We start from the raw sequence: 19,187 nt of genomic DNA on the forward strand, positions 1-19,187 counted from the left end.
TCTAGAGCGGCCGCCCGTCCTGATCCATCAGCACCTCGCGCCGGCCGACATGGTCGGGGCGGGAGACGAGGCCGTCCTTCTCCATCCGCTCGATCAGGCGGGCGGCGCTGTTGTAGCCGACGCGCAGCTGGCGCTGGAGCCATGACGTCGACGCCTTCTGGCTTTCCGCAACCAGCTGTGCCGCGCGGCGGTAGAGCTGTTCCTCGGGCGAATCCTCGCCGGTCGGGGCGCCGTCGAGGGCGAACTCGCCGCCCTCCGGCTCTTCGGTGACGGCGGAGATGTAGTCGGGTGCGCCTTGTGAGCGCCAGTGATCGGCGACCGCCATCACTTCCTCATCGCTTACGAATGGGCCGTGGACGCGGGCGATCTGCTTGCCGCCGGGCATATAGAGCATGTCGCCCTTGCCCAGCAGCTGTTCGGCGCCCTGTTCACCCAGGATCGTGCGCGAATCGATCTTCGACGTCACATGGAAGCTGATTCGCGTGGGCAGATTCGCCTTGATCACGCCGGTGATGACGTCGACCGACGGGCGCTGAGTCGCCATGATCAGGTGGATGCCGGCGGCGCGCGCCTTTTGTGCGAGGCGCTGGATCAGGAATTCGACTTCCTTGCCCGCGGTCATCATCAGGTCGGCGAGTTCGTCGACGATGATCACGATCTGCGGCAGCGGATTGAGATCGAGCGTTTCCTCTTCATAGAGCGGCTTGCGCGTTTCCGGGTCGTAGCCGACCTGGACCTTGCGGCCGAGCTTTTGCCCCTTGGCCAGCGCCTGGCGCACCTTGTCGTTGAAGCTGCCCAGTGAGCGGACATTGACCGACGCCATCATGCGATAGCGTTCCTCCATCTGCTCGACCGCCCATTTGAGCGCGCGCACCGCCTTGGGCGGATCGGTGACAACGTCGGCGAGGAGGTGGGGGATGTCCTTGTACATGCTGAGTTCCAGCATCTTGGGATCGATCATGATCATGCGGCACTGGTCCGGGGTGAGGCGGTAGAGCAGCGACAGGATCATGCAGTTGAGCCCGACCGACTTGCCCGAGCCGGTGGTGCCGGCGACGAGCAGGTGGGGCATGGGCGCGAGGTCGGCGATGACCGGATCGCCCGCGATATTCTTGCCCAGCACGATCGGCAGTTGCGCGCCCAGATCCTCGAACGTCTCGCTGCCGATCAGTTCGTGGAGCGACACGGTTTCGCGCTTCACATTGGGCAGTTCGATGCCGATCACGCTGCGGCCGGGAATCGTCGCGACGCGGGCGGAGACGGCGGACATGTTGCGCGCGATATCGTCGGCGAGCTGCACGACGCGGCTGGCCTTGATGCCGCTGGCGGGCTCCAGCTCGTACATCGTCACCACCGGGCCGGGGCGGACTTCGACGATCTGTCCCTTCACATGGAAGTCGTCGAGCACCGATTCCAGCAGGCGGGCGTTGCGTTCCAGCGCCGCCTTGTCGATCGCCGCGGTCCCGCTCTTCGTCGGTTCCTTGAGCAGTTTGAGCGGGGGAAGCTGGTAGGTGCCCTTGAAGTCGAGCGTCGCCTGCACCGGCTTGGCCTTGGGCGGAGCGGGGGCAGGGGTGCGGTCGGCGATGACCGGGCCGGGGCGTTCGTCGGGCAGCGCCAGCTTGCGCGGACGCGGGGCGGCGGGGGTGAAGACGTCGTCGGCATCGTCGACATCGGTGTCGAACGGCAGTGCGCCGACCGCCTCACGCTGCGGCTTGCGCGGCAGGCGGATATGCTGGCGGAAGTCGAACTGCACGCTGCGCGCCCACAGGATCACGCCGCCGATGCCAAGGATCAGCCCGACCGCGCGCACGCCCCAAAGCGTGATGGTGGCGTCACCGCCAAGGCCCAGCAGCCCGCGTACCGCGCTGACGACCGCGAGGCCGGACAGCCCGCCCCATCCGCCGGGCAGCTCCATCACCGCGCTGCTGGAGATCGAGGCAAGTGCCGCGCCCATCAGGGCAACGCCGCCGAGTGCGCCGAGCAGCATCCGCCTCCAGTTCCCCGCCCTCTCACCGCGCCACAACCGCAGGCCGACGATGATCCCCACCGGAGCGAGCAGCACAATCGGCAGGCCGCCGATGGCGAGCAGCAGGTCGGCAAGCCACGCGCCCGGTTCGCCCAGCAGGTTGCGCGCGGGGCCGCCGGCGGCGGTGTTGAGCGAGGGATCCTCGCCATTATAGGTCCCGATCGCGAGCACGGCGGCGAGCGTCAGCGCGAACAGCGCGATCGCGCCGATCAGCGCCCCGCTCCGTCGTGCCCCTGCCCGCATCGTGTCACGCCACAGCATCGGCTGCGCCCGGCTCGCCATCATTCCCACCCGTGTTCGATAATCGTTCCAATCATCCCCCTTGTGGACTCTGGCGTCAAGGCGAGCGAGCGCCTAACTGCGGGATATGACCCAGGCAGACCTTCTTATCCTCGGCGGCGGACTGGTCGGGAGCGCGCTTGCCGTGGCGCTCGACGCGCATGGCATCTCCAGCATCGTGATCGACCCGGCGGACCCGGACGCAATTCTGGCGGCCAGCCATGACGGTCGTGCATCCGCCATTGCCGCCGCGCCGCTGCGGATGCTGGAAGCGATCGGCCTGGCCGACGATCTGGCGGGCAAGGGGTGCCCGATCGAGAGCATCCGCGTGTCGGACGGGTTGAAGCCCGGCAAGCTCGATTTCGATCCGCAGGAGGGGGAGGGCGCGCTCGGCACGATGTTCGAGAATCGCGACCTGCGCCGGGCGTTGATGGCCGCGGCGGAGCGCGCGCCGCTGGCCGATGTGCGGATGAAGACGCGCGCGGTGTCGGTCGAGCGCGACGCGCATGGCGTCACCGCGACGCTCGATTCGGGCGCGACGGTGCGTGCGCAACTGCTGATCGGGGCGGAGGGGCGTGCGTCGCCGACGCGTGACGCGGCGCTGCTGCGGGTGGCGCGCTGGACCTATGACCATGCGGCGATCGTGACCTCGCTGCATCACGAGCATTCGCACGAGAATATCGCGTTCGAGATCTTCTATCCGCAGGGGCCGTTCGCGATTCTGCCGTTGCGGGATGATGAACACGGCCATCGCTCGGCGATCGTGTGGTCGGTGAAGCGCAGCGAGGAAGCGGGGATGATGAAGCTCTCCGAACGCGGCTTCCTGGCTGAGGCGGACAAGAAGATGGGCGGGTTCCTCGGCAAGCTCGGGCCGCTGGGGCCGCGCTTCAGCTATCCGCTCGGCTTTCACCATGCCGCAAAGATCACCGCGGAGCGGCTCGCGCTGGTTGGTGACGCCGCGCACGGCATCCATCCGATTGCGGGACAGGGGGTCAATGTCGGCTTCCGCGACGTCGCGGCGCTGGTGGAGGTGCTGGTCGAGGGCAAACGGCTCGGCCTCGACATGGGCGATCCCGCGCTGCTGTCGCGCTACGAACGCTGGCGCAGCCTCGACACGATGATGGTCAGCATCGCCACCGATGCGCTGACGCATCTGTTCGGGCTTCCCGGCGGCGCGGCGAACGCGGCGCGGCGGTTCGGCTTGTCGGCGGTGGACAAGGTGCCGACACTCAAGAACTGGTTCATGGCCGAAGCACGCGGCGAATCGGGCAAGGTGCCGCGATTGCTGCATGGGGAGATGGCCTGACGCCGTCGTCGCCCCCGCTTTGAGCCGGGGTTGTGCTTCTCAGGCTCGCGATGGAGAAAACGCCCTGTCCCGGGTCGAGTCCGGGACGACGCGAGGGGAACGGGTCACTGCAACGTCCCCTCTTCCCCCTCGTGCCGGCCGAAAAACTGCATCAGCTGGATGATCAGCTCGGCGCGGTCGGCGATGGTGTCGGCTTCCAACAGCGCCTGTTTGGCGGCGGGGTCGAAGGGGGCGATCTGGGCGATGCCGTTGACGAGGTTCTGGTCATCGAGCCGCGCAACCGCTTCCCAGTCGACGGCATAGCCCTGAACCTCGGCGAAGCGGCGCGATTCGAGTTCGAGGGCGGCGCGGGCACCCATTGAAAGGGTTTCGTCGACTGGATCGGCGATCAGCTCGGCCTCGACCTGGCGGAACAACGTCGTCACCTCCAGCTCGCGCAGGATGCGGAAGCGCGACAACCCCTCCAGCACAACGTTGAAGCGGCCATCCTCCATCGCCTCGACATCGGCGATGCGGCCGACACAGCCGATCTCGAACAACGGCGGCTTCTCGCCACCCCCCTTGGGCTGAATCATCGCGATTCGGCGGTCGCGGGCGAGGCTGTCATTGACCATCGCCCGATAACGCGGCTCGAAAATATGCAGCGGCAGGTGCATGCCGGGGAACAGCAGCGCCCCGGGCAGCGGGAAGATCGAGAGGCGGGTAATCGTCACCCGAAAAGGATCGCGGAAAGCTTGCGGCGGTGTGCCGACACCCACGGATCCTCGAGCCCGACCGCTTCGAACAGCTTGAGCAGCCGCGCGCGGGCGGCGCCGTCATTCCATTCCTTATCCTCGGCGATCATCGCCAGCAGCGTGTCGGCCGCAGCCTGACGGTCGCTGCCCATCAGCGCGCCGGCCAGCTCGTAGCGTGCCTCCATGTCGCCGGTCGCGGCCTTGGTGCGCAGTTCGCCGAGTTCATCGTCACCGGCCGCTGCGGGCGCTTCCTGTGCCAGACTCAGCGCGGCACGGGCGCGTTCGACCTCGGGGGCCTTGGCGGCGTCGTCGGGCAGGGCGGCGAGCACGGCGGCGGCCTCATCGAGTCGCGCCAGCGCGGTCAATGCACGGGCGCGACCGGCGGCGGCTTGAGCATTATCGGGTGCGATCTCGGCAATCTGTTCGAAGATCGACAGCGCACGCTCGGTTTCGCCGCCCGCCAGCACCTCTTCGCCCATTGCCAGCAGCGGCTCGAGCTCGGCGGCCTGCGCGGCTTCGTCGCTTTCGACCGGAATCTGGCGCAGGATCTGGTCGAGCATCGCCTTGAGCTGCGATTCGGTGCGCGCGTTGGTCAGGTCGGCGACCAGCTGGCCCTGGAACATCGCATAAACGGTCGGGATCGATCGCACCTGGAACTGCGCGGCGATGAACTGATTCGCGTCGACGTCGATCTTGGCGAGCATCACGCCCTTGTCGGCATAGTCCGCCGCGACCTTTTCCAGCACCGGGGCGAGCGCCTTGCACGGCCCGCACCATTCCGCCCAGAAATCGAGGATGACGAGCTTCGTCATCGACGGTTCGGCGATGTCGCGGCGAAATGCCTCGACGGCGTCCTTGTCGGCGGCGGAAAGTCCTAGCGTGGCCACGGCGAATCCCTTGTCGTTCGAGCAATGCGTTGGGCCCTATTTGGGCGCTCGCGGGCTCAGGGCCAACCCCCTGAGCGGGAATCGCGAATCCCGCAACTTCCCCCTTGCAGACCCACAAACCCGCTGCTAGAGGCCGCCACCTTGCCCCGCCCCCTCCGCTGCGAGTGGGCACATATGGCGCCAGAGAGCGGGCGTAGCTCAGGGGTAGAGCACAACCTTGCCAAGGTTGGGGTCGAGGGTTCGAATCCCTTCGCCCGCTCCAGTCGCCGCGGTGGCAGCACCATCCGCTATGTCGCTGAACCGATTGCCGCGCGCGACACTTCGTGAACGCGGCGTTTCGCAAATTGCCCCCTTCCCGCCCTTTTCGCGCCGGGTCTGGCCCCTAATTATCTGTTCAAACGGGATTTCAGCGCGCGGAAGCGCGATTCCGACGGACATACAGGAGTTTAGACCATGACGATCGAGGGACCGGTGCGGCGCACGGCGCGTCCGCGGGCATGGATGATGGCGGTGGCCGGGCTGGCGATGCTGGGCGCACCGCTGGGTGGCGCGACCGCCGCCGGCAATGGCGCGACGCAGCTGGTGTCGAGCGAATGGCGCAACCCGAGCAACAGCGTGCATATCCGCATCACCCCATGCGGCGACGACCGCATGTGCGGGACGGTGATTTGGGCGAGCGACAAGGCCAAGGCCGATGCGCGCAGGGGCGGCACCGACAAGCTGGTCGGCGCAAACCTGTTCCGCGAATTCCGGCAGGTCGCGCCCGGCCAGTATAAAGGCCGTGTGTTCGTGCCCGACATGAACCGCACCTTTAGCGGCCAGATGCGCGTCCAGGGCAATGCGATGATCGGCAAGGGCTGTGTGCTCGGCTTTATCTGCAAGTCGCAGACCTGGACGCGTATTTCGTGATGTGAGGCGGGCAGCGGCGCGCTAAGCACGCGGCATGACGCACGCACCCATTCGCACCGGCATCGGCGGCTGGACCTTCGAACCCTGGCGCGGGACCTTTTATCCCGAGGGCCTGACGCAGAAGAAGGAGCTGGAGTTCGCCAGCCGCCAGCTCGGCGCGATCGAGATCAACGGCACCTATTATTCGGGGTTCAAGCCCGCGACCTTTGCCGGATGGGCGGCGAGCGTGCCGGACGGGTTCGTGTTCGCGGTCAAGGCGTCGCGCTATTGCACCAACCGCAAGGTGCTGGCGGAGGCGGAGGAGTCGATCGCCAAGTTCGTGGGGCAGGGCATCACCGAGCTGGGCGACAAGCTCGGCCCGATCCTGTGGCAGTTCATGGCGACGAAGAAGTTCGATGCCGCGGATTTCGGTGCGTTTCTGAAGCTGCTCCCGGCCCGCCATGACGGGGTCAGGCTGCGCCACGCGGTGCAGGTGCGGCATGCGAGCTTTGCGGTACCGGAGTTCGTCGCCCTGTGCCGCGATGCCGGGGTGGCGATCGTCTACGCCCATTCGCCCGAATATCCTGCGATCGCCGATGTGACCGGCGACTTCGTCTATGCGCGGTTGGAATCGGGGGAGGACGACAACCCGCTCTGTTATCCTGAGGCGGAGCTGGACCGCTGGGCCGATGTCGCGCGCTGCTGGGCGTCGGGCGAGCGGCCGGGTGGCCTGCCCTATGTCGAGGAGCGCGAGCCGCCGGCCGTTCCGCGCGAAACCTTTGTCTTCTTCATCCATGGCGGCAAGGTCCGCGCGCCTGCCGGGGCGCAGGCGCTTGCCGAGCGGGTGCGCGGCTGAGTTCCCCCGCGACGGGCGCTGTGCCGCCGACTGCATGGTTCCATATGGATGCGATGCGCGCCGCGCTCGCGCTGACCGTGGCGTTCGGGCATCTCTGGGGGCTGTTGGTCGAGGATTATCGCCCGACCGATTCGCTGATGGTCGATGCGGGCTATTTCCTCGCGGGCTTTGCGCATTCGGCGGTGATCCTGTTCTTCGTGCTGAGCGGCTACTGGATCGCGCGCAGCGTGACGGCGCGGGCCGAGCGTGGGTGGCAGTGGGGCGATTATCTGATCGACCGGGTCGCGCGGTTGGGCATCGTGCTGGTGCCGGCGCTGGTGCTGGGCGGTGCGCTCGACTGGCTGGGCTTTCGCGTGCTGCAGTTGCCGACCTATGACGGGTCGACCGGGGCGTGGGTGTTCACCCAGGACCTGACCCAGTCGCTGACGCTGCGCGCGCTGATCGGCAATCTGCTGTTTCTGCAGCATCTGATCGTGCCGCCGTTCGGCAGCAACGGCCCGCTGTGGAGCCTGGCGTTCGAATTCTGGTATTATCTGTGGTTTCCCGCGATCTATCTGGCGTGGCGCCGTCGGCGGCCCGGCATCGCGCTGGCGACGCTGGGTATCGCTTTGGCCAATCCGGAGATCGCTTTCGGCTTTTTAAGCTGGCTGTGTGGTGCGGCGTTGCACGGGGCGGAGCGGCGCTGGCCGGAATTGCAGCTGCCGCACTGGACGCCGGTCGCGGCGGGGTTGCTGTGCCTTGCCGCCCTGCTGTGGGGGCGGACGGGCGAGTTCGGGATCGAAGATCCGCTGGAGGCCGCGAGTTTCGCGCTGTTCCTGTTCACCCTGTTCCGCAGCGATCCGCCCCGCCTGGCCGCATTGCGACCCCTGGCCGTCTATGGAGCGCGGGCCAGCTTCTCGCTCTACGCGATCCATTTCCCGCTGATCGCGCTGGCGGCGGGGTGGCTGGTCGGGGGCACGCGCCTGGTACCCGGGGGTGAAGCGGCGCTCGCGGTGGGCGCAATCCTGCTGCTCGCGCTCGCCGCGGCGTGGCTGTTTGCAGCGCAGACCGAGGCCCGTACCGGGGCGTTGCGCCACTGGCTCAGGCGTCAGACCCCAGGCCGAGCCGGGCGAGCGGGTGACCCACCATCCCGCTGACCAACGCCGCCTGCGCCGCGGTAAACGGCCATCGTTTCGACACCGGGCCCATCACCCGGTCGCGCAGCCAGGGGATCGCCGCGCCATCGGACTGATAGACCGGGGTCAGCAGCCGGCTGAGCAGCTGATACAGCTGAATCTGGTCGCGCCGCAGCCGGATGGTTTCGGCGAGCGCATCGGGCAGGGTGCGTGCGCGGCGCAGGCCCAGTGCCAGCGCATAGGCATCGAGCAAGGCCATGTTCGCCCCCTGCCCCAATTGCGGGCTGGTCGAATGCCACGCGTCGCCGATATGGATCAGGCCCGGCTCGACCGGTTGGCGCAGGGTGCGATGCGTGTAGCTGGCGAAGGTCAGCTGGTCAGGGTCGGCGATCTGGTCGAGCAACGGGGCGGTTGCGGGCCATAGCGTCGACAGCTCCTGCTTCCACGCCGCGAGGCCCGCCGCGCGCCAGTCGGCGAGGCGATCGCCCCGGAGCGACCAGAACAAGGCTGCGCGCGGACCTGTTGCGTGGCGCGGCGTTCCGATCGGGAGCACGCCGGCCATGACGCTGGCGCGGCGATAGCGTTGCTGAAGCGCATCGGGGATGAAGTCGCCCGCCCAGTCGAGATCGGCCCAGAGCGCGCCGAACGTCAGCGGGCGCGTCGCGGGGACCAGCGGCGAGCGACTGCCCATCGCATCGACGATCAGGTCGAAGCGGCCCGTCTGCGTGCTGTCCGTAAAGTGCAGCCGCCCGCCGGTGCATGACGCGATCGCCCGGCCCGTTTCGATCCCGATCCCCTCATCCAGCACGGCATCGTGGAGGACGGAGAAGAGCGTGGCGCGGTGGACGCCGATGCCGACGCCGCCCCGTTTCAGCGCGGCGTAGCGTACGTCGAGCACGCAGCGTTTCGCCGCATCGCCGATCAGCCGCGTGACCGGCGCGCCGCGCGCTAGCAGTTCGGCCTCTAGCCCCAATGCGCGCAATACTGCCTGGCCGGTCGGCTGGATCAGCAGGCCCGAGCCGAGCGGGCGGGGGGTGTCGAAGCGCTCGAACAAGGTGACGCGATGGCCGTCGCGGTGGAGCAGCAAGGCCGCGGCAAGCCCGGCGGTGCCGCATCCCGCCACCGCGATGGCGCGCGGGGGCAGCTCAGTCCTCCACGGGACGAGGAGGGCTGGCGCGGTCGGAGACCATGCGCTGGCCGTCGATCACGATCGGGCTGGCGACGCCAGGCAGTCCTTCCGCTGCGATCTGCATGCCGCGCGCGATCACCTGCGGATCGGCGAACACCTCGTCCACGGTGTTGATCGGACCGGCGGGGACACCTTGTGCCTCCAGCGCATCCGAAAGCGCCTGTTTGGTCCAGTCCGCCACGGCCGCCTGAATCGGCGCGATCAGTCGGGCGCGGTTGCGGACGCGCGCCGGGTTGGTCGCGAAATCGGGATCGTCGGCGAGGGTGAGGCCGAGCACGCCGCATAGCTTGCGGAACTGCGAATCATTGCCGACCGCGATGATCAGGTCGCCGTCGCTGGCGGTGAACGCCTGATAGGGGGCGAGGTTGGCATGGCCATTGCCCATGCGGTGCGGGACCTTGGCCGGGTTGGCCATCCAGTTCATCGCCTGATTGGCGAGCACCGCGACCTGGGTGTCGAGCAGCGCCATGTCGATGTGCGCGCCGGTGCCGGTTGCGTCGCGCTGGCGCAAAGCGGCGAGGATCGCGACGGCGGAATAGACCCCGGTGAAGATGTCGGCATAGGCGATCCCCGCCTTTTGCGGCGCGCCGTCGGGCTCACCGGTCAGCGACATGATCCCGCCCATCCCCTGGATGATGAAATCATAGCCGGCGCGGTGCGCATAGGGACCGGTCTGGCCGAAACCGGTGATCGAACAGGTGATCAGGCGCGGGTTGATCGCGCTGAGGCTGGCATGATCGAGGCCGTATTTGACGAGGCCGCCGACCTTGTAATTTTCGATTACGACATCGGCGTCGGCGACCAGCGCGCGGACTTCAGCCTGACCCTCGGGCGTTGCGATGTCGATGAAGCGGGCGGTCTTCCCACGGTTCGCCGAATGGTAATAGGCGGCGTCGCGGCTCACCCCATCGGCGTCATGCAGGAAGGGCGGCCCCCAGTGGCGCGTGTCGTCGCCCGCGCCGGGGCGCTCGACCTTGATCACCTCCGCGCCCAGATCGGCGAGCAACTGCCCGCACCATGGCCCGGCGAGGATGCGGGCAAGTTCGACCACCTTGACCCCGGCGAGCGGCTTCATGCGCGGCAAATCTCGTACACGACATGGTCGGGGAAGGATTTGCCGCCGCCGCGATGGGTGCGACCCGGGATCAGGCGCCCGCCGATCTTCTCCATCGCGCCGCGCGAGCGGAGATTGTCCCGTCCGACGATGAACACCACGCGGTGGACGAAGCGGTGGATATGGTCGAGCATCAGCCGCTTGATCTCACGGTTGTAGCGTCCGCCCCAATAAGCGCGGGCGATGAAGGTCCAGCCGATCTCGATCTCGTCTTCGTCGGGCACCCAGCAGTCATAGCGGCTCGAGCCGATGATCGCGCCGGTCGCCTTGTCGAGGATCGCCAGCCCACCGCCGCACGCCAACGCGTCGTCGAAGAATTTGCGGAACACCGATTCCTGCCAGCGGTCGTTGGCCGGGTGGAGTTCCCAGATCAGCGGGTCCGATGCGACGGCGAAAAGGGCGTCCCAGTCATCCTCTCGGAGAGGGCGAATTGTGACCAACGCGCCCTCGAGAATCGGTTGTCGATCCGGCGTCATGGATTGGTTGTCCGGCTACGCCGGACCGGCACCAGCCCGCTCCCCCACCCGGCCACCCAGTCAGGATACGCTGTGGGTGGCCGGGTGGGGGAGCGGGCTGGTGCCGCCCGGTTCAGCTTTGCTGAACCGCAGATCAAAACGCGGCAATCCCGGTGATCGCACGGCCCAGGATCAGGCCGTGGACGTCGTGCGTGCCCTCATAGGTGTTGACCGTTTCGAGGTTGATCGCGTGACGCATCACATGGAATTCGGCCGAAATGCCGTTGCCGCCATGCATGTCGCGCGCGACGCGGGCGATATCGAGCGCCTTGCCGCAATTGTTGCGCTTGATGATGCTGATCGCCTCGGGCGAGAGCGTGCCCTCGTCGAACATGCGGCCTGCGCGCAGAGCGGCCTGCAGGCCCAGTGCGATCTCGGTCTCCATGTTGGCGAGCTTGAGCTGCACCAGCTGGGTCGCCGCGAGCGGGCGGCCGAACTGATGGCGGTCGAGCGTGTACTGGCGCGCGGCCTGCATGCACGCTTCGGCCGCGCCCATCGTGCCCCAGGCGATGCCATAGCGCGCGCGGTTGAGGCAGCCGAACGGACCCTTGAGCCCCTGCACCTCGGGCAGCAGGGCGTCTTCGCCGACTTCCACGCCGTCCATCACGATTTCGCCGGTGATCGATGCGCGCAGGGAAAGCTTGCCCTCGATCTTGGGCGCGGACAGCCCCTTCATCCCCTTTTCGAGGACGAAGCCCTTGATCCCGCCGCCATGTTCGTCGCTCTTGGCCCAGACGACGAAGACATCGGCGATCGGCGAATTGGTGATCCACATCTTCGCGCCGGTCAGCTTGTACCCGCCGTCGATCTTGACCGCGCGGGTGCGCATGCCCGCCGGATCGCTGCCGGCATCGGGCTCGGTCAGGCCGAAACAGCCGACCCATTCGCCGCTGGCGAGCTTGGGGAGGTATTTGCGCTTCTGTTCCTCGGTGCCGTAGGCATGAATCGGGTGCATCACGAGGCTCGACTGCACGCTCATCGCGCTGCGGTAGCCCGAATCGACTGCTTCGACCTCGCGCGCGACCAGGCCATAGGCGACATAGCCGAGGCCCGCGCCGCCATAGGTTTCGGGGATGGTCGGGCCGAGCAGGCCGAGCTGGCCCATCTCCGACATGATCTCACGGTCGAACGATTCGTCCAGGAACGCGCGGGTGACGCGCGGGAGCAGCTGTTCCTGCGCATAGGCGCGCGCGGCATCGCGGACCATCCGCTCTTCATCGGTCAACTGCGCGTCGAGCGCGAACGGGTCCTGCCAGTCGAACCGGCCCATCTCGGCCATCTTACTCTCCCTGAACGGTTTTTTGCACGGGCGAGGCCGCAGCGGTCGCGCCTGCCACGGGCTGTGCCTTGCCCTCGATCGCCGCATTCTCGAGCGTGTCGAGCGCGCGGCGCGTCGTGATATAGCGGCCTGCCGCCGCCATCCAGCTTTCGGCGCCCTGCGCGCCGGGCAGGCGCGAAACTTCGGCCAGGGCGGCCTCGACATGGCCCTGCCCCAACAGGCGGCGGGCACGGGCCAGCCGTTCGCGCGGGTGCGGGCTGGGTGCATCCTGCTTGCGGATGATGACGAGCGTCGACAGCTCGCGCTGGATCGCGCTCAGCCAGCCATCGTCGGGCTGCGACGTCGAGAGGCGCGGAGCGATCTGGTCGAACGCGACACGCAGATCTTCCAGCGTGATCGGCTCGCCCGAGGCGGACAGAACGGCGGCGACGGCATCGGGCTCTGCCCCGCCGAGCCGGCGGCGCAGCTCGCCTGCGATGATTCCGAGCTCCTGCCCGCGTTCCAGCGCGCGGCGGGCGCCGAATACCAGCATCATCGCCTCGGCCCGCCCGGCATAGCTTGCCGCCACCCGCGCATCGGTGTCGGTCGCCTTGAGCCGCGCGTCGAGCGACTCAAGCCGGGCAGCGAGGATCTGTTCGCGCGCGGCGAGCGTGGCGATGTCCATGCCCGGCGCGGTGACCGGGGCAGCGGTGAGCGTCGGCTGGGCGGGCGACGCGGGGGCGGGCGCGGGACCGCCCCACACATCGCCGGCGCGGAACACCACCGCCATCACGGCCAGGCCGGCGACAAAGGCGATCAGTGCCGCGCCGAGCAGCATCATCAGCGGGCTGCCGCGCGCGGGGGCGGGGGGAACCGGAGCGTCGGGGGTCATGACCTGCTTATTCTCCCGATGCGCTCAGGGGTCAATCGCCAGTGGCTGCGCCGCAGCGATCAATGCCGCATCGCTCGGCTGGGCAGCGACGGCGACGCGGTCCCAGCCATGTGCATCGGCATCGGCAGCGCGCGCGCTGATCGCGGCGATGCGGACGGACGCGCGGGGAATCCGGTGCGTGTCGAGCTGTGCGGCCAGTTGGTGCGTCGCGCGCGCGGAATGGACCATCGCGACGGTGCCCGGCAGCTGCGCTGCCTGCTCCGGCGTCCAGCCGATGGCCGCGTTGGCATAGACGGCGATGGTCATGCGCACCGCCGGGTGGTTCACGGCGATCCGGTCACGCCCCGCCAGCCACAGCAGTCGCAGGCTCCACGGCTGGCGTGACAGCAACGCGGTGACGCCGTGGCTGCCGTGTTCGATGACGCGCAAGCCCGCCTGTGTCGCGGCGTCGGCGGTTTCCGGCCCGACCGCGAGCACGGGGAGCCGGGCGAGCCGCTCCAGCCCCGCCCCGCCGTGACGTGCGGCATTCGCACTGGTCAGCAGCAATGCGTCGAACGCGCCGGGATCGGGTGGCGTCCAGTCGAGCGGGGCAACGGCGAACAGCGGCAGCAGCACCGGATCGAGGCCAGCCGCACGGACGCGGTCCGCGGTCGTTGCGCCACCCGGTGGCGGGCGCAGGATGACGACCGGGCGGGTCAATGCCCGAACAGGCGGCGCAGCTGGGGCGAGGCACCCGACAACAGGTCGCGCGCCTGCTCCGCCGCCTCCTCCGCATCCCCGCTCAGGCCCGTGCGCTCGATCCGGACATGTTCCGACCCGTCCGCGCGCAGGATTTCGGCGCGCAGGCGCATACCTGCGGGCTCGATCGTCGCGAGTGCCGCAATCGGGGAGTGGCAATCGCCGCTGATCGCCGCGAGCAGGGCACGCTCGGCCCAGACGCAGCGTTCGGTCGGGGCGTCGCCGATGGCCGCGACATGGATGCGGGTCGCGGCATCGCCGGCGCGCACCTCGATCCCGACCGCGCCCTGCGATGGGGCGGGAAGCAGGTGATCGGTGTCGATCGCCCTGCCGATATCGCCATAGCCCAGCCGGTCGAGCCCGGCGGCAGCGAGCAGGGTGGCATCGGCTTCACCCGCCGCCACTTTCGCCCGGCGCGTATCGACATTGCCGCGCAGGGGCACGATGGCGAGGTCCGGGCGCAGGCGGCGCAACTGCGCGGCGCGGCGCGGCGAGCTGGTGCCGATCCGCGCATCTTGCGGCAGGGCGTCGAGCGACTCGGCGCCGATCAGCCGGTCGCGCACATCGGCGCGCGGCAGCATCGCGGCGACCGCGATCGTGTCCGGGCGGATCGTCTCGACATCCTTCATCGAGTGCACGGCAAGGTCGATCGTGCCGTCGAGCAGCGCGCGGTCGAGTTCCTTGGTCCACAGCGCCTTGCCGCCGATTTCGGCGAGCGGACGGTCCTGCACCCGGTCGCCGGTGGTTCGGATCGGCACGATCTCGACCGTCTCCGGACTCCAGCCATGCGCGGCGAGCAGCGCATCGCGCACCATATTGGCCTGAACAAGCGCGAGCGGCGAACCGCGGGTACCGAGACGAAGCAGCATGATGGCCGTCTAGCGAAGCGTTTCCGCGATGTCGAAGGGGTCAGGGAATCTCGAACAATCCCGCCGCGCCCATGCCGCCGGCGGTGCACATCGACACGACCACCCAGCGCACGCCGCGCTTGCGCCCCTCGATCAGCGCATGGCCGACCAGCCGCGCGCCGGTCATGCCGAACGGATGGCCGATCGCGATCGCGCCGCCATTGACGTTGTAGCGCTCCGGATCGATGCCGAGATGATCGCGGCAATAAAGGCACTGGCTGGCGAACGCTTCGTTGAGTTCCCACAGGCCGATATCGGCGACCGACAGCCCGGCGCGGTCGAGCAATTTGGGGATCGCGAAGATCGGACCGATGCCCATCTCGTCGGGGCCGCAGCCCGCCGCCTGGAACCCGCGATAAATGCCGAGGATGTCCTTGCCCTCGGCCTGCGCGGTGGCGCGGTCCATGACGATCTGGGCAGCGGCGCCGTCGGACAGCTGGCTGGCGTTGCCGGCGGTGATGTGATTGCCTTCCGCGATCACCTGCCCGCCCTTCCACACCGTCTTGAGGCCCGCAAGCGCTTCGGCGGTGGTACCGGGGCGGATGCCTTCGTCCTGCGTGACCGTCACCGTCTCGGTCCCGGTGCGGTTGCCTTCCTTGTCGAACAGCGCCTTTTCCACCGTGATCGGCACGATCTCCTCGGCGAACGCGCCCGTTGCCAGCCCGGCCTCGGCGCGCTGCTGGCTCTGCGCGGCATAGGCGTCCTGCGCCGCGCGGCTGATGCCATAGCGTTCGGCGACGATCTCCGCCGTCTCGATCATCGCCATATAGGCGTGCGGTTCGTTGGCGAGCACCGACCGGTTGGCGAAGCGCGGCGCGTCCTTGTTCACCGTCAGGCTGATCGATTCCATGCCGCCCGACAGCGCGACATCGATGTCGCCCGCGATGATCGAGCGCGCCGCCAGCGCCAGCGCGGTGAGGCCGGAGCCGCATTTGCGGTCGAGCGTGAAGGCAGGGACGCTTTGCGGCAGCCCGGCGGCGAACACCGCCATGCGCCCGGCATTGCCGCCCTGCGTCCCCCACTGGTTGCCGATGCCCCAGAAGATATCGTCGATCCGCGCCGGGTCGATTCCCGCGCGCTCGACCGCGGCGTTCATCACATGGCCCGCGAGCACCGGCGCCTCGGTCGCGTTGAACGCGCCGCGATAGGCCTTGCCGATACCCGTCCGGGCGGTGGAAACGATCGCGGCTTCGCGCATGGTGATCCTCTCTTTCGTATATCGGGTATGGCCACCCTTTATCGCGAGAGAGAGTCCGTTGGAAGAGTCAGTCGGCAAAACTCGGCGCGCGCTTCTGCATGTTCGCCATCACTGCCTCCATCTGGTTGGGGGAGCGCAGCAGCTTGGCCTGCTCGGCGCTTTCTGCAATCAGGATCGGCGCGGCACTGGCGTCCGCGGCGAGATTTGCGAGCCGCTTGGCAGCGCGGATCGCGTCCGGGTTACGTCCGGCAATCGCGCGAGCAAGCGCCATCGCCTCGGCATGGGGATCGGCGGCAAGGCGGGTGACGAAGCCGAGCGCCATCGCCTCGTCCGCGTCGAATTCGCGCGCGGTATAGGTCAGCTCACGCAGCACATCGTCGCGCACCGTCGTCCGCCAGAGCGCGAACCCGGCCATGTCGGGGACGATGCCCCACTTCATCTCCATGATCGAACAGCGCGTGCCCGGCGCCATGACACGGATGTCCGCGCCCGACATGATCTGGAACCCGCCGCCGAACGCGATGCCATGGACAGCGGCGATCACGGGCACGGGCAGGGTGCGCCAGCCCCAGGCGACCTGCTGGAACAGGTTCGCCTCGCCATGGCTGCGCGCATGGATGTCGAGCCCGGTGCCGCCGCCCGCCATGCTCGCCATGTCGAGCCCGGCGCAGAATGCCCGCCCCTCGCCCGACAACACAACTGCGCGCAGGCCGGGCGTCGCGGCGAGCCGGTCGATCGCGTCGGCGATCCCCGCGAACATCGCAGGGTCGAGCGCGTTCATCTTGTCGGGGCGGCTCAGGCGGACATCGGCGATGCCCCCGGCCATGTCGATTGCCACGCGCTGCTCGGTCATCGGTCCTCTCCATGGTCTGGTTGACGCGGACGTTAACCCGCAATGAGGCGATAGCCCAGCCCCTTGCGGCTCTCGATCATCGGTGTGGCGAAGGGGCGGTCGAGCTTGGCGCGCAGGGTTGAAACATGGACCGCCACGACATTGGTGCCGGGGTCGAAACGCAGCTTCCACACCTGTTCCAGCAATTCGGTGCGCGACACGAACTGTCCCGGTCGCTCGGCGAGGTAGCGCAGCAGCGCAAATTCGCGCGGCACCAGTGCGATCGTTGCGCCCGACCGGATCGCGATGCGCGCAACCGGATCGAGCGTCAGCGCACCGAGGGTGATCGCGCCGGCGGCGTGACGGCGCACCCGGGCGTCGACGCGCGCGGCCAGCTCATAGGGATCGACCGGCACCGCAACCGCGTCGCACGCCCCGGCGTCGAGCGCGGCGATCAGTGTTGTGCTGTTGAGGGTAAGCGCAATGCGCGGCACCGATCCGGTGCCGAGGGTCTGCCCGGCGCGCCATTGGCAGAGGATCGCCGCAAGATGCGGTGCGGGATCGCACCCGGCGTCACCGATTTTCAGCACATACCCGCGCGCGCGAATGGCGGCGTCAAGCTGCGGTATATCGACTTCGGACAGAATCACCGGGCCCACCCGGCGGACTTGCGCAGTTTTGGCGGGGCCTGTCTGCCGAAGATGGGTCCAAAGCGGCGTGATCCGGCGCGGCGCGGGCGATCAGCGCCAGCGCCTCGGGACAATCGGGACGCGCCGCTGCCAGCGCGTCCAGCGCGGTCGTCCGCATACGCGGATGCGGATGGTGGCGGGCAAGGTGATCGATCAGGTCGAGGCCGTTGCCGCCGCCAAGATGCGCGGCGATCGTGGCCAGCCCCTCCGACGGTGCCGTGGTGAGCACCTCTGCAACGTTACAGGTCGCCGGGTCGAAGCGGTGCTGGTCGATCCAGCGCTGCGACGGATGGCTGCCAAGGATGTTGAGCGTGACCGAAAAGGCGTCGGGCGGCAGCTGGGCATGCACGTCGCGGCACATGCGGTAGAGCATGAGCTGGCCCGGTTCGATCCGGCGGCGGCCGGTGAAGCGCATCGGCTGCTGCGGCCGCGCTGGATCGCGCTCCCAATAATCGCTCCAATAACCCGGGCCGAGGTAGCCATAAGTGAGGAACGGGAAATTATGGTCGTGTGCCATGCCATAGACGAACGGCGCGGTACCGCTGGCCTGGACGATGCCGTCGCCGGCGGACGGCCAGAAATTGGCGCGCAGGACGAAGCGGCCATTGGGCGGTCGCAGCAGGAACACCTGCGCGCCGTAGCTGTTGACGGCGCCCTGTCCGGCGCAGCGTGTCTTGAGCTCGGCAATGGCCAAGTCAGCCAGGAAGGTCCGGTTGCGCCCCAGCCGGGCAAGCAACGGGCCGAGCGCGGCGAAGCTGTCTTCGTCATGCGGGTCGAACGATGCCGTTTCGAGCGCTTCGACCAGCGCGTCGAGCGTCATGGCATCACCGGTGCCGGGATCGATCAGCCGGGTCATGCAGCGGCGAGGCGGGCGTCGAGCCGGGCGAGCGTTTGCGCGGCGGCGGTCTGCACGCCGGGGTCGGGGTCTGCCGCCGCCATTTCCGCCAGCCGCGGTCGGGCGGCGCGCGCATCGAGCATCAGCCATTCGCGCATTGCGGCCCAGCGCAGGTGAAAGGCGGGGTCGCGCGTCATCGCGTCAAAGCTGTCGCCGGCGTCGCTTCGTCCGCTGGCGCGCAGCAGAGCGAGGAGCAGTTCCGCGCGCGAGGCGCGGTCGTCGGCGGTGGCACTGCGCAGCGGACGGCCATCGGTAATGGCAAATTCGTGCATCAGCGGATCGGCACCGGGCTTGGCGGTCGCGGTGACGGCGACGGCGACGACGTCGCTTCGCGCCGCGACGATCAGCCGCCCTTCGCGCCGTCCGTCGAGCTCGATCAGGTCGCCATCGTGCAACCAGCGGCGCTCGATCTCGACGCAGCGGCGTGGTCCCGCTTCGGCCAGACGCCATCGTCGCACCTCCGCCGCTCCGCCGCGGAGATACAGGGTCAGCGCGCGTCGGCCCGACAGCACGATGGTCGCAGTCGGATCGAGCCGGGCGAGTGCTGCTGCGGACGTGACGCTGACGGTCAGCGTCACGCAGGGCAGGTCGGCGAGCACTACGGCGGTGCGCAGCGGATCGCGGGTGATGCGCAGGGCGGGATCGAACCAGGGATCGGCCCGCAGCGCGTCGGTCAGCGGGGCGATCAGGCCGGCCATCCAGGCGGTGTCGGCGAGCAATGCGCGGGCCTGTCCCAACACGGCGTCGGCATCGACAAGGCCGTCGAACCGCGCCGAGATGCAATTGCGGACGGCCGCGGAATAGGCGGCGTTGGCGGATGTGCAATCGGTGGACGCATCCGCCAATGCCGGGTCGAACGGACCCATGG

General features: G+C 68.6%; 19 protein-coding genes and 1 tRNA gene. 5 read left to right on the top strand and 15 right to left on the bottom strand.

What is annotated here, in order from left to right:
- Position 1 precedes the first annotated feature (1 nt).
- Positions 2–2,308: a DNA translocase FtsK 4TM domain-containing protein gene (locus ACO05N_RS04655; protein WP_422056017.1), complete on the bottom strand. Its 2,307-nt coding sequence runs from the start codon at positions 2,306–2,308 to the stop codon at positions 2–4.
- Positions 2,309–2,393: 85 nt separating this feature from the next.
- Between ACO05N_RS04655 and ACO05N_RS04660 the strand changes: the two genes are divergently transcribed.
- Positions 2,394–3,611, top strand: coding sequence for an FAD-dependent monooxygenase (locus ACO05N_RS04660; RefSeq protein ID WP_422056018.1), 1,218 nt, complete (start codon positions 2,394–2,396; stop codon positions 3,609–3,611).
- 104 nt (positions 3,612–3,715) lie between these two features.
- On the opposite strand, the gene ACO05N_RS04665 is transcribed toward ACO05N_RS04660, so the two are convergent.
- Both ACO05N_RS04665 and ACO05N_RS04670 read right to left on the bottom strand, forming a co-directional pair.
- Positions 3,716–4,324: an LON peptidase substrate-binding domain-containing protein gene (locus ACO05N_RS04665; protein ID WP_422056019.1), complete on the bottom strand. Its 609-nt coding sequence runs from the start codon at positions 4,322–4,324 to the stop codon at positions 3,716–3,718.
- On the bottom strand, positions 4,321–5,232 hold the full coding sequence (locus tag ACO05N_RS04670) for a tetratricopeptide repeat protein (protein ID WP_422056020.1): 912 nt from the start codon (positions 5,230–5,232) through the stop codon (positions 4,321–4,323). Before ACO05N_RS04670 ends, ACO05N_RS04665 begins: the two co-directional genes overlap by 4 nt.
- 187 nt (positions 5,233–5,419) lie before the next feature.
- On the opposite strand from ACO05N_RS04670, the gene ACO05N_RS04675 reads away from it, so the two are divergent.
- The 4 genes from ACO05N_RS04675 (at position 5,420) to ACO05N_RS04690 (ending at position 8,112) form a co-directional block, all read left to right on the top strand.
- A tRNA-Gly gene (locus tag ACO05N_RS04675) sits at positions 5,420–5,494 on the top strand.
- A 191-nt stretch (positions 5,495–5,685) separates the two neighbouring features.
- On the top strand, positions 5,686–6,141 hold the full coding sequence (locus ACO05N_RS04680) for a DUF2147 domain-containing protein (protein WP_422056021.1): 456 nt from the start codon (positions 5,686–5,688) through the stop codon (positions 6,139–6,141).
- A gap of 34 nt (positions 6,142–6,175) precedes the next feature.
- Positions 6,176–6,976 carry a DUF72 domain-containing protein gene (locus tag ACO05N_RS04685; protein WP_422056022.1) on the top strand — a complete coding sequence of 267 codons (801 nt, stop codon included), beginning with the start codon at positions 6,176–6,178 and terminating at the stop codon, positions 6,974–6,976.
- A 20-nt stretch (positions 6,977–6,996) separates the two neighbouring features.
- On the top strand, positions 6,997–8,112 hold the full coding sequence (locus ACO05N_RS04690) for an acyltransferase family protein (RefSeq protein WP_422056023.1): 1,116 nt from the start codon (positions 6,997–6,999) through the stop codon (positions 8,110–8,112).
- Here ACO05N_RS04690 and ACO05N_RS04695 read toward each other — a convergent pair.
- The 12 genes from ACO05N_RS04695 to ACO05N_RS04750 form a co-directional block, all read right to left on the bottom strand.
- Positions 8,057–9,214, bottom strand: coding sequence for an FAD-dependent oxidoreductase (locus ACO05N_RS04695; protein WP_422056024.1), 1,158 nt, complete (start codon positions 9,212–9,214; stop codon positions 8,057–8,059). The two genes, ACO05N_RS04690 and ACO05N_RS04695, sit on opposite strands and share 56 nt — an antisense overlap.
- A 22-nt stretch (positions 9,215–9,236) precedes the next feature.
- Positions 9,237–10,355 carry a CaiB/BaiF CoA transferase family protein gene (locus tag ACO05N_RS04700; protein ID WP_422056025.1) on the bottom strand — a complete coding sequence of 373 codons (1,119 nt, stop codon included), beginning with the start codon at positions 10,353–10,355 and terminating at the stop codon, positions 9,237–9,239.
- Positions 10,352–10,870, bottom strand: coding sequence for a GNAT family N-acetyltransferase (locus ACO05N_RS04705; protein WP_422056026.1), 519 nt, complete (start codon positions 10,868–10,870; stop codon positions 10,352–10,354). The genes ACO05N_RS04700 and ACO05N_RS04705 overlap by 4 nt, the downstream gene beginning before the upstream one ends.
- A 133-nt stretch (positions 10,871–11,003) precedes the next feature.
- On the bottom strand, positions 11,004–12,188 hold the full coding sequence (locus tag ACO05N_RS04710) for an acyl-CoA dehydrogenase (RefSeq protein WP_422056027.1): 1,185 nt from the start codon (positions 12,186–12,188) through the stop codon (positions 11,004–11,006).
- Between the two features lies 1 nt (position 12,189).
- Positions 12,190–13,059: a hypothetical protein gene (locus tag ACO05N_RS04715; protein WP_422056028.1), complete on the bottom strand. Its 870-nt coding sequence runs from the start codon at positions 13,057–13,059 to the stop codon at positions 12,190–12,192.
- Positions 13,060–13,083: 24 nt separating this feature from the next.
- Positions 13,084–13,758: a uroporphyrinogen-III synthase gene (locus tag ACO05N_RS04720; protein WP_422056029.1), complete on the bottom strand. Its 675-nt coding sequence runs from the start codon at positions 13,756–13,758 to the stop codon at positions 13,084–13,086.
- A complete protein-coding gene (hemC, locus tag ACO05N_RS04725) occupies positions 13,755–14,666 on the bottom strand; it encodes a hydroxymethylbilane synthase (protein WP_422056031.1) in 912 nt (303 codons plus the stop codon). Before hemC ends, ACO05N_RS04720 begins: the two co-directional genes overlap by 4 nt.
- Positions 14,667–14,706: 40 nt before the next feature.
- Positions 14,707–15,903 (bottom strand): acetyl-CoA C-acyltransferase, encoded by a 1,197-nt coding sequence (locus ACO05N_RS04730; protein ID WP_422056032.1) that lies wholly within the window; start codon positions 15,901–15,903, stop codon positions 14,707–14,709.
- Positions 15,904–15,970: 67 nt separating this feature from the next.
- Positions 15,971–16,756 (bottom strand): crotonase/enoyl-CoA hydratase family protein, encoded by a 786-nt coding sequence (locus tag ACO05N_RS04735; RefSeq protein WP_422056033.1) that lies wholly within the window; start codon positions 16,754–16,756, stop codon positions 15,971–15,973.
- 32 nt (positions 16,757–16,788) lie between these two features.
- Positions 16,789–17,385, bottom strand: a complete 597-nt coding sequence (locus tag ACO05N_RS04740; RefSeq protein WP_422056034.1) for a winged helix-turn-helix domain-containing protein — start codon at positions 17,383–17,385, stop codon at positions 16,789–16,791.
- Positions 17,351–18,280: a transposase gene (locus ACO05N_RS04745; RefSeq protein ID WP_422056035.1), complete on the bottom strand. Its 930-nt coding sequence runs from the start codon at positions 18,278–18,280 to the stop codon at positions 17,351–17,353. The genes ACO05N_RS04740 and ACO05N_RS04745 overlap by 35 nt, the downstream gene beginning before the upstream one ends.
- Entirely contained in the window at positions 18,277–19,185 is a 909-nt protein-coding gene (locus ACO05N_RS04750) for a hypothetical protein (RefSeq protein ID WP_422056036.1), read from the bottom strand. The genes ACO05N_RS04745 and ACO05N_RS04750 overlap by 4 nt, the downstream gene beginning before the upstream one ends.
- Between the last annotated feature and the right edge of the window lie 2 nt (positions 19,186–19,187).

Source organism: Sphingomonas sp. (assembly GCF_965227385.1).
GTDB lineage: Bacteria > Pseudomonadota > Alphaproteobacteria > Sphingomonadales > Sphingomonadaceae > Sphingomonas.

Bases quoted from the DNA above. Each gene is read 5' to 3' on its own strand.
- ACO05N_RS04750 (WP_422056036.1), bottom strand. From the start codon at position 19,185: ATGGGTCCGTTCGACCCGGCATTGGCGGATGCGTCCACCGATTGCACA.
- ACO05N_RS04655 (WP_422056017.1), bottom strand. From the start codon at position 2,308: ATGGCGAGCCGGGCGCAGCCGATGCTGTGGCGTGACACGATGCGGGCA.
- ACO05N_RS04700 (WP_422056025.1), bottom strand. From the start codon at position 10,355: ATGAAGCCGCTCGCCGGGGTCAAGGTGGTCGAACTTGCCCGCATCCTC.
- ACO05N_RS04705 (WP_422056026.1), bottom strand. From the start codon at position 10,870: ATGACGCCGGATCGACAACCGATTCTCGAGGGCGCGTTGGTCACAATT.
- ACO05N_RS04730 (WP_422056032.1), bottom strand. From the start codon at position 15,903: ATGCGCGAAGCCGCGATCGTTTCCACCGCCCGGACGGGTATCGGCAAG.
- ACO05N_RS04710 (WP_422056027.1), bottom strand. From the start codon at position 12,188: ATGGCCGAGATGGGCCGGTTCGACTGGCAGGACCCGTTCGCGCTCGAC.
- ACO05N_RS04715 (WP_422056028.1), bottom strand. From the start codon at position 13,059: ATGACCCCCGACGCTCCGGTTCCCCCCGCCCCCGCGCGCGGCAGCCCG.
- hemC (WP_422056031.1), bottom strand. From the start codon at position 14,666: ATGCTGCTTCGTCTCGGTACCCGCGGTTCGCCGCTCGCGCTTGTTCAG.
- ACO05N_RS04660 (WP_422056018.1), top strand. From the start codon at position 2,394: ATGACCCAGGCAGACCTTCTTATCCTCGGCGGCGGACTGGTCGGGAGC.
- ACO05N_RS04685 (WP_422056022.1), top strand. From the start codon at position 6,176: ATGACGCACGCACCCATTCGCACCGGCATCGGCGGCTGGACCTTCGAA.
- ACO05N_RS04745 (WP_422056035.1), bottom strand. From the start codon at position 18,280: ATGACCCGGCTGATCGATCCCGGCACCGGTGATGCCATGACGCTCGAC.
- ACO05N_RS04680 (WP_422056021.1), top strand. From the start codon at position 5,686: ATGACGATCGAGGGACCGGTGCGGCGCACGGCGCGTCCGCGGGCATGG.
- ACO05N_RS04735 (WP_422056033.1), bottom strand. From the start codon at position 16,756: ATGACCGAGCAGCGCGTGGCAATCGACATGGCCGGGGGCATCGCCGAT.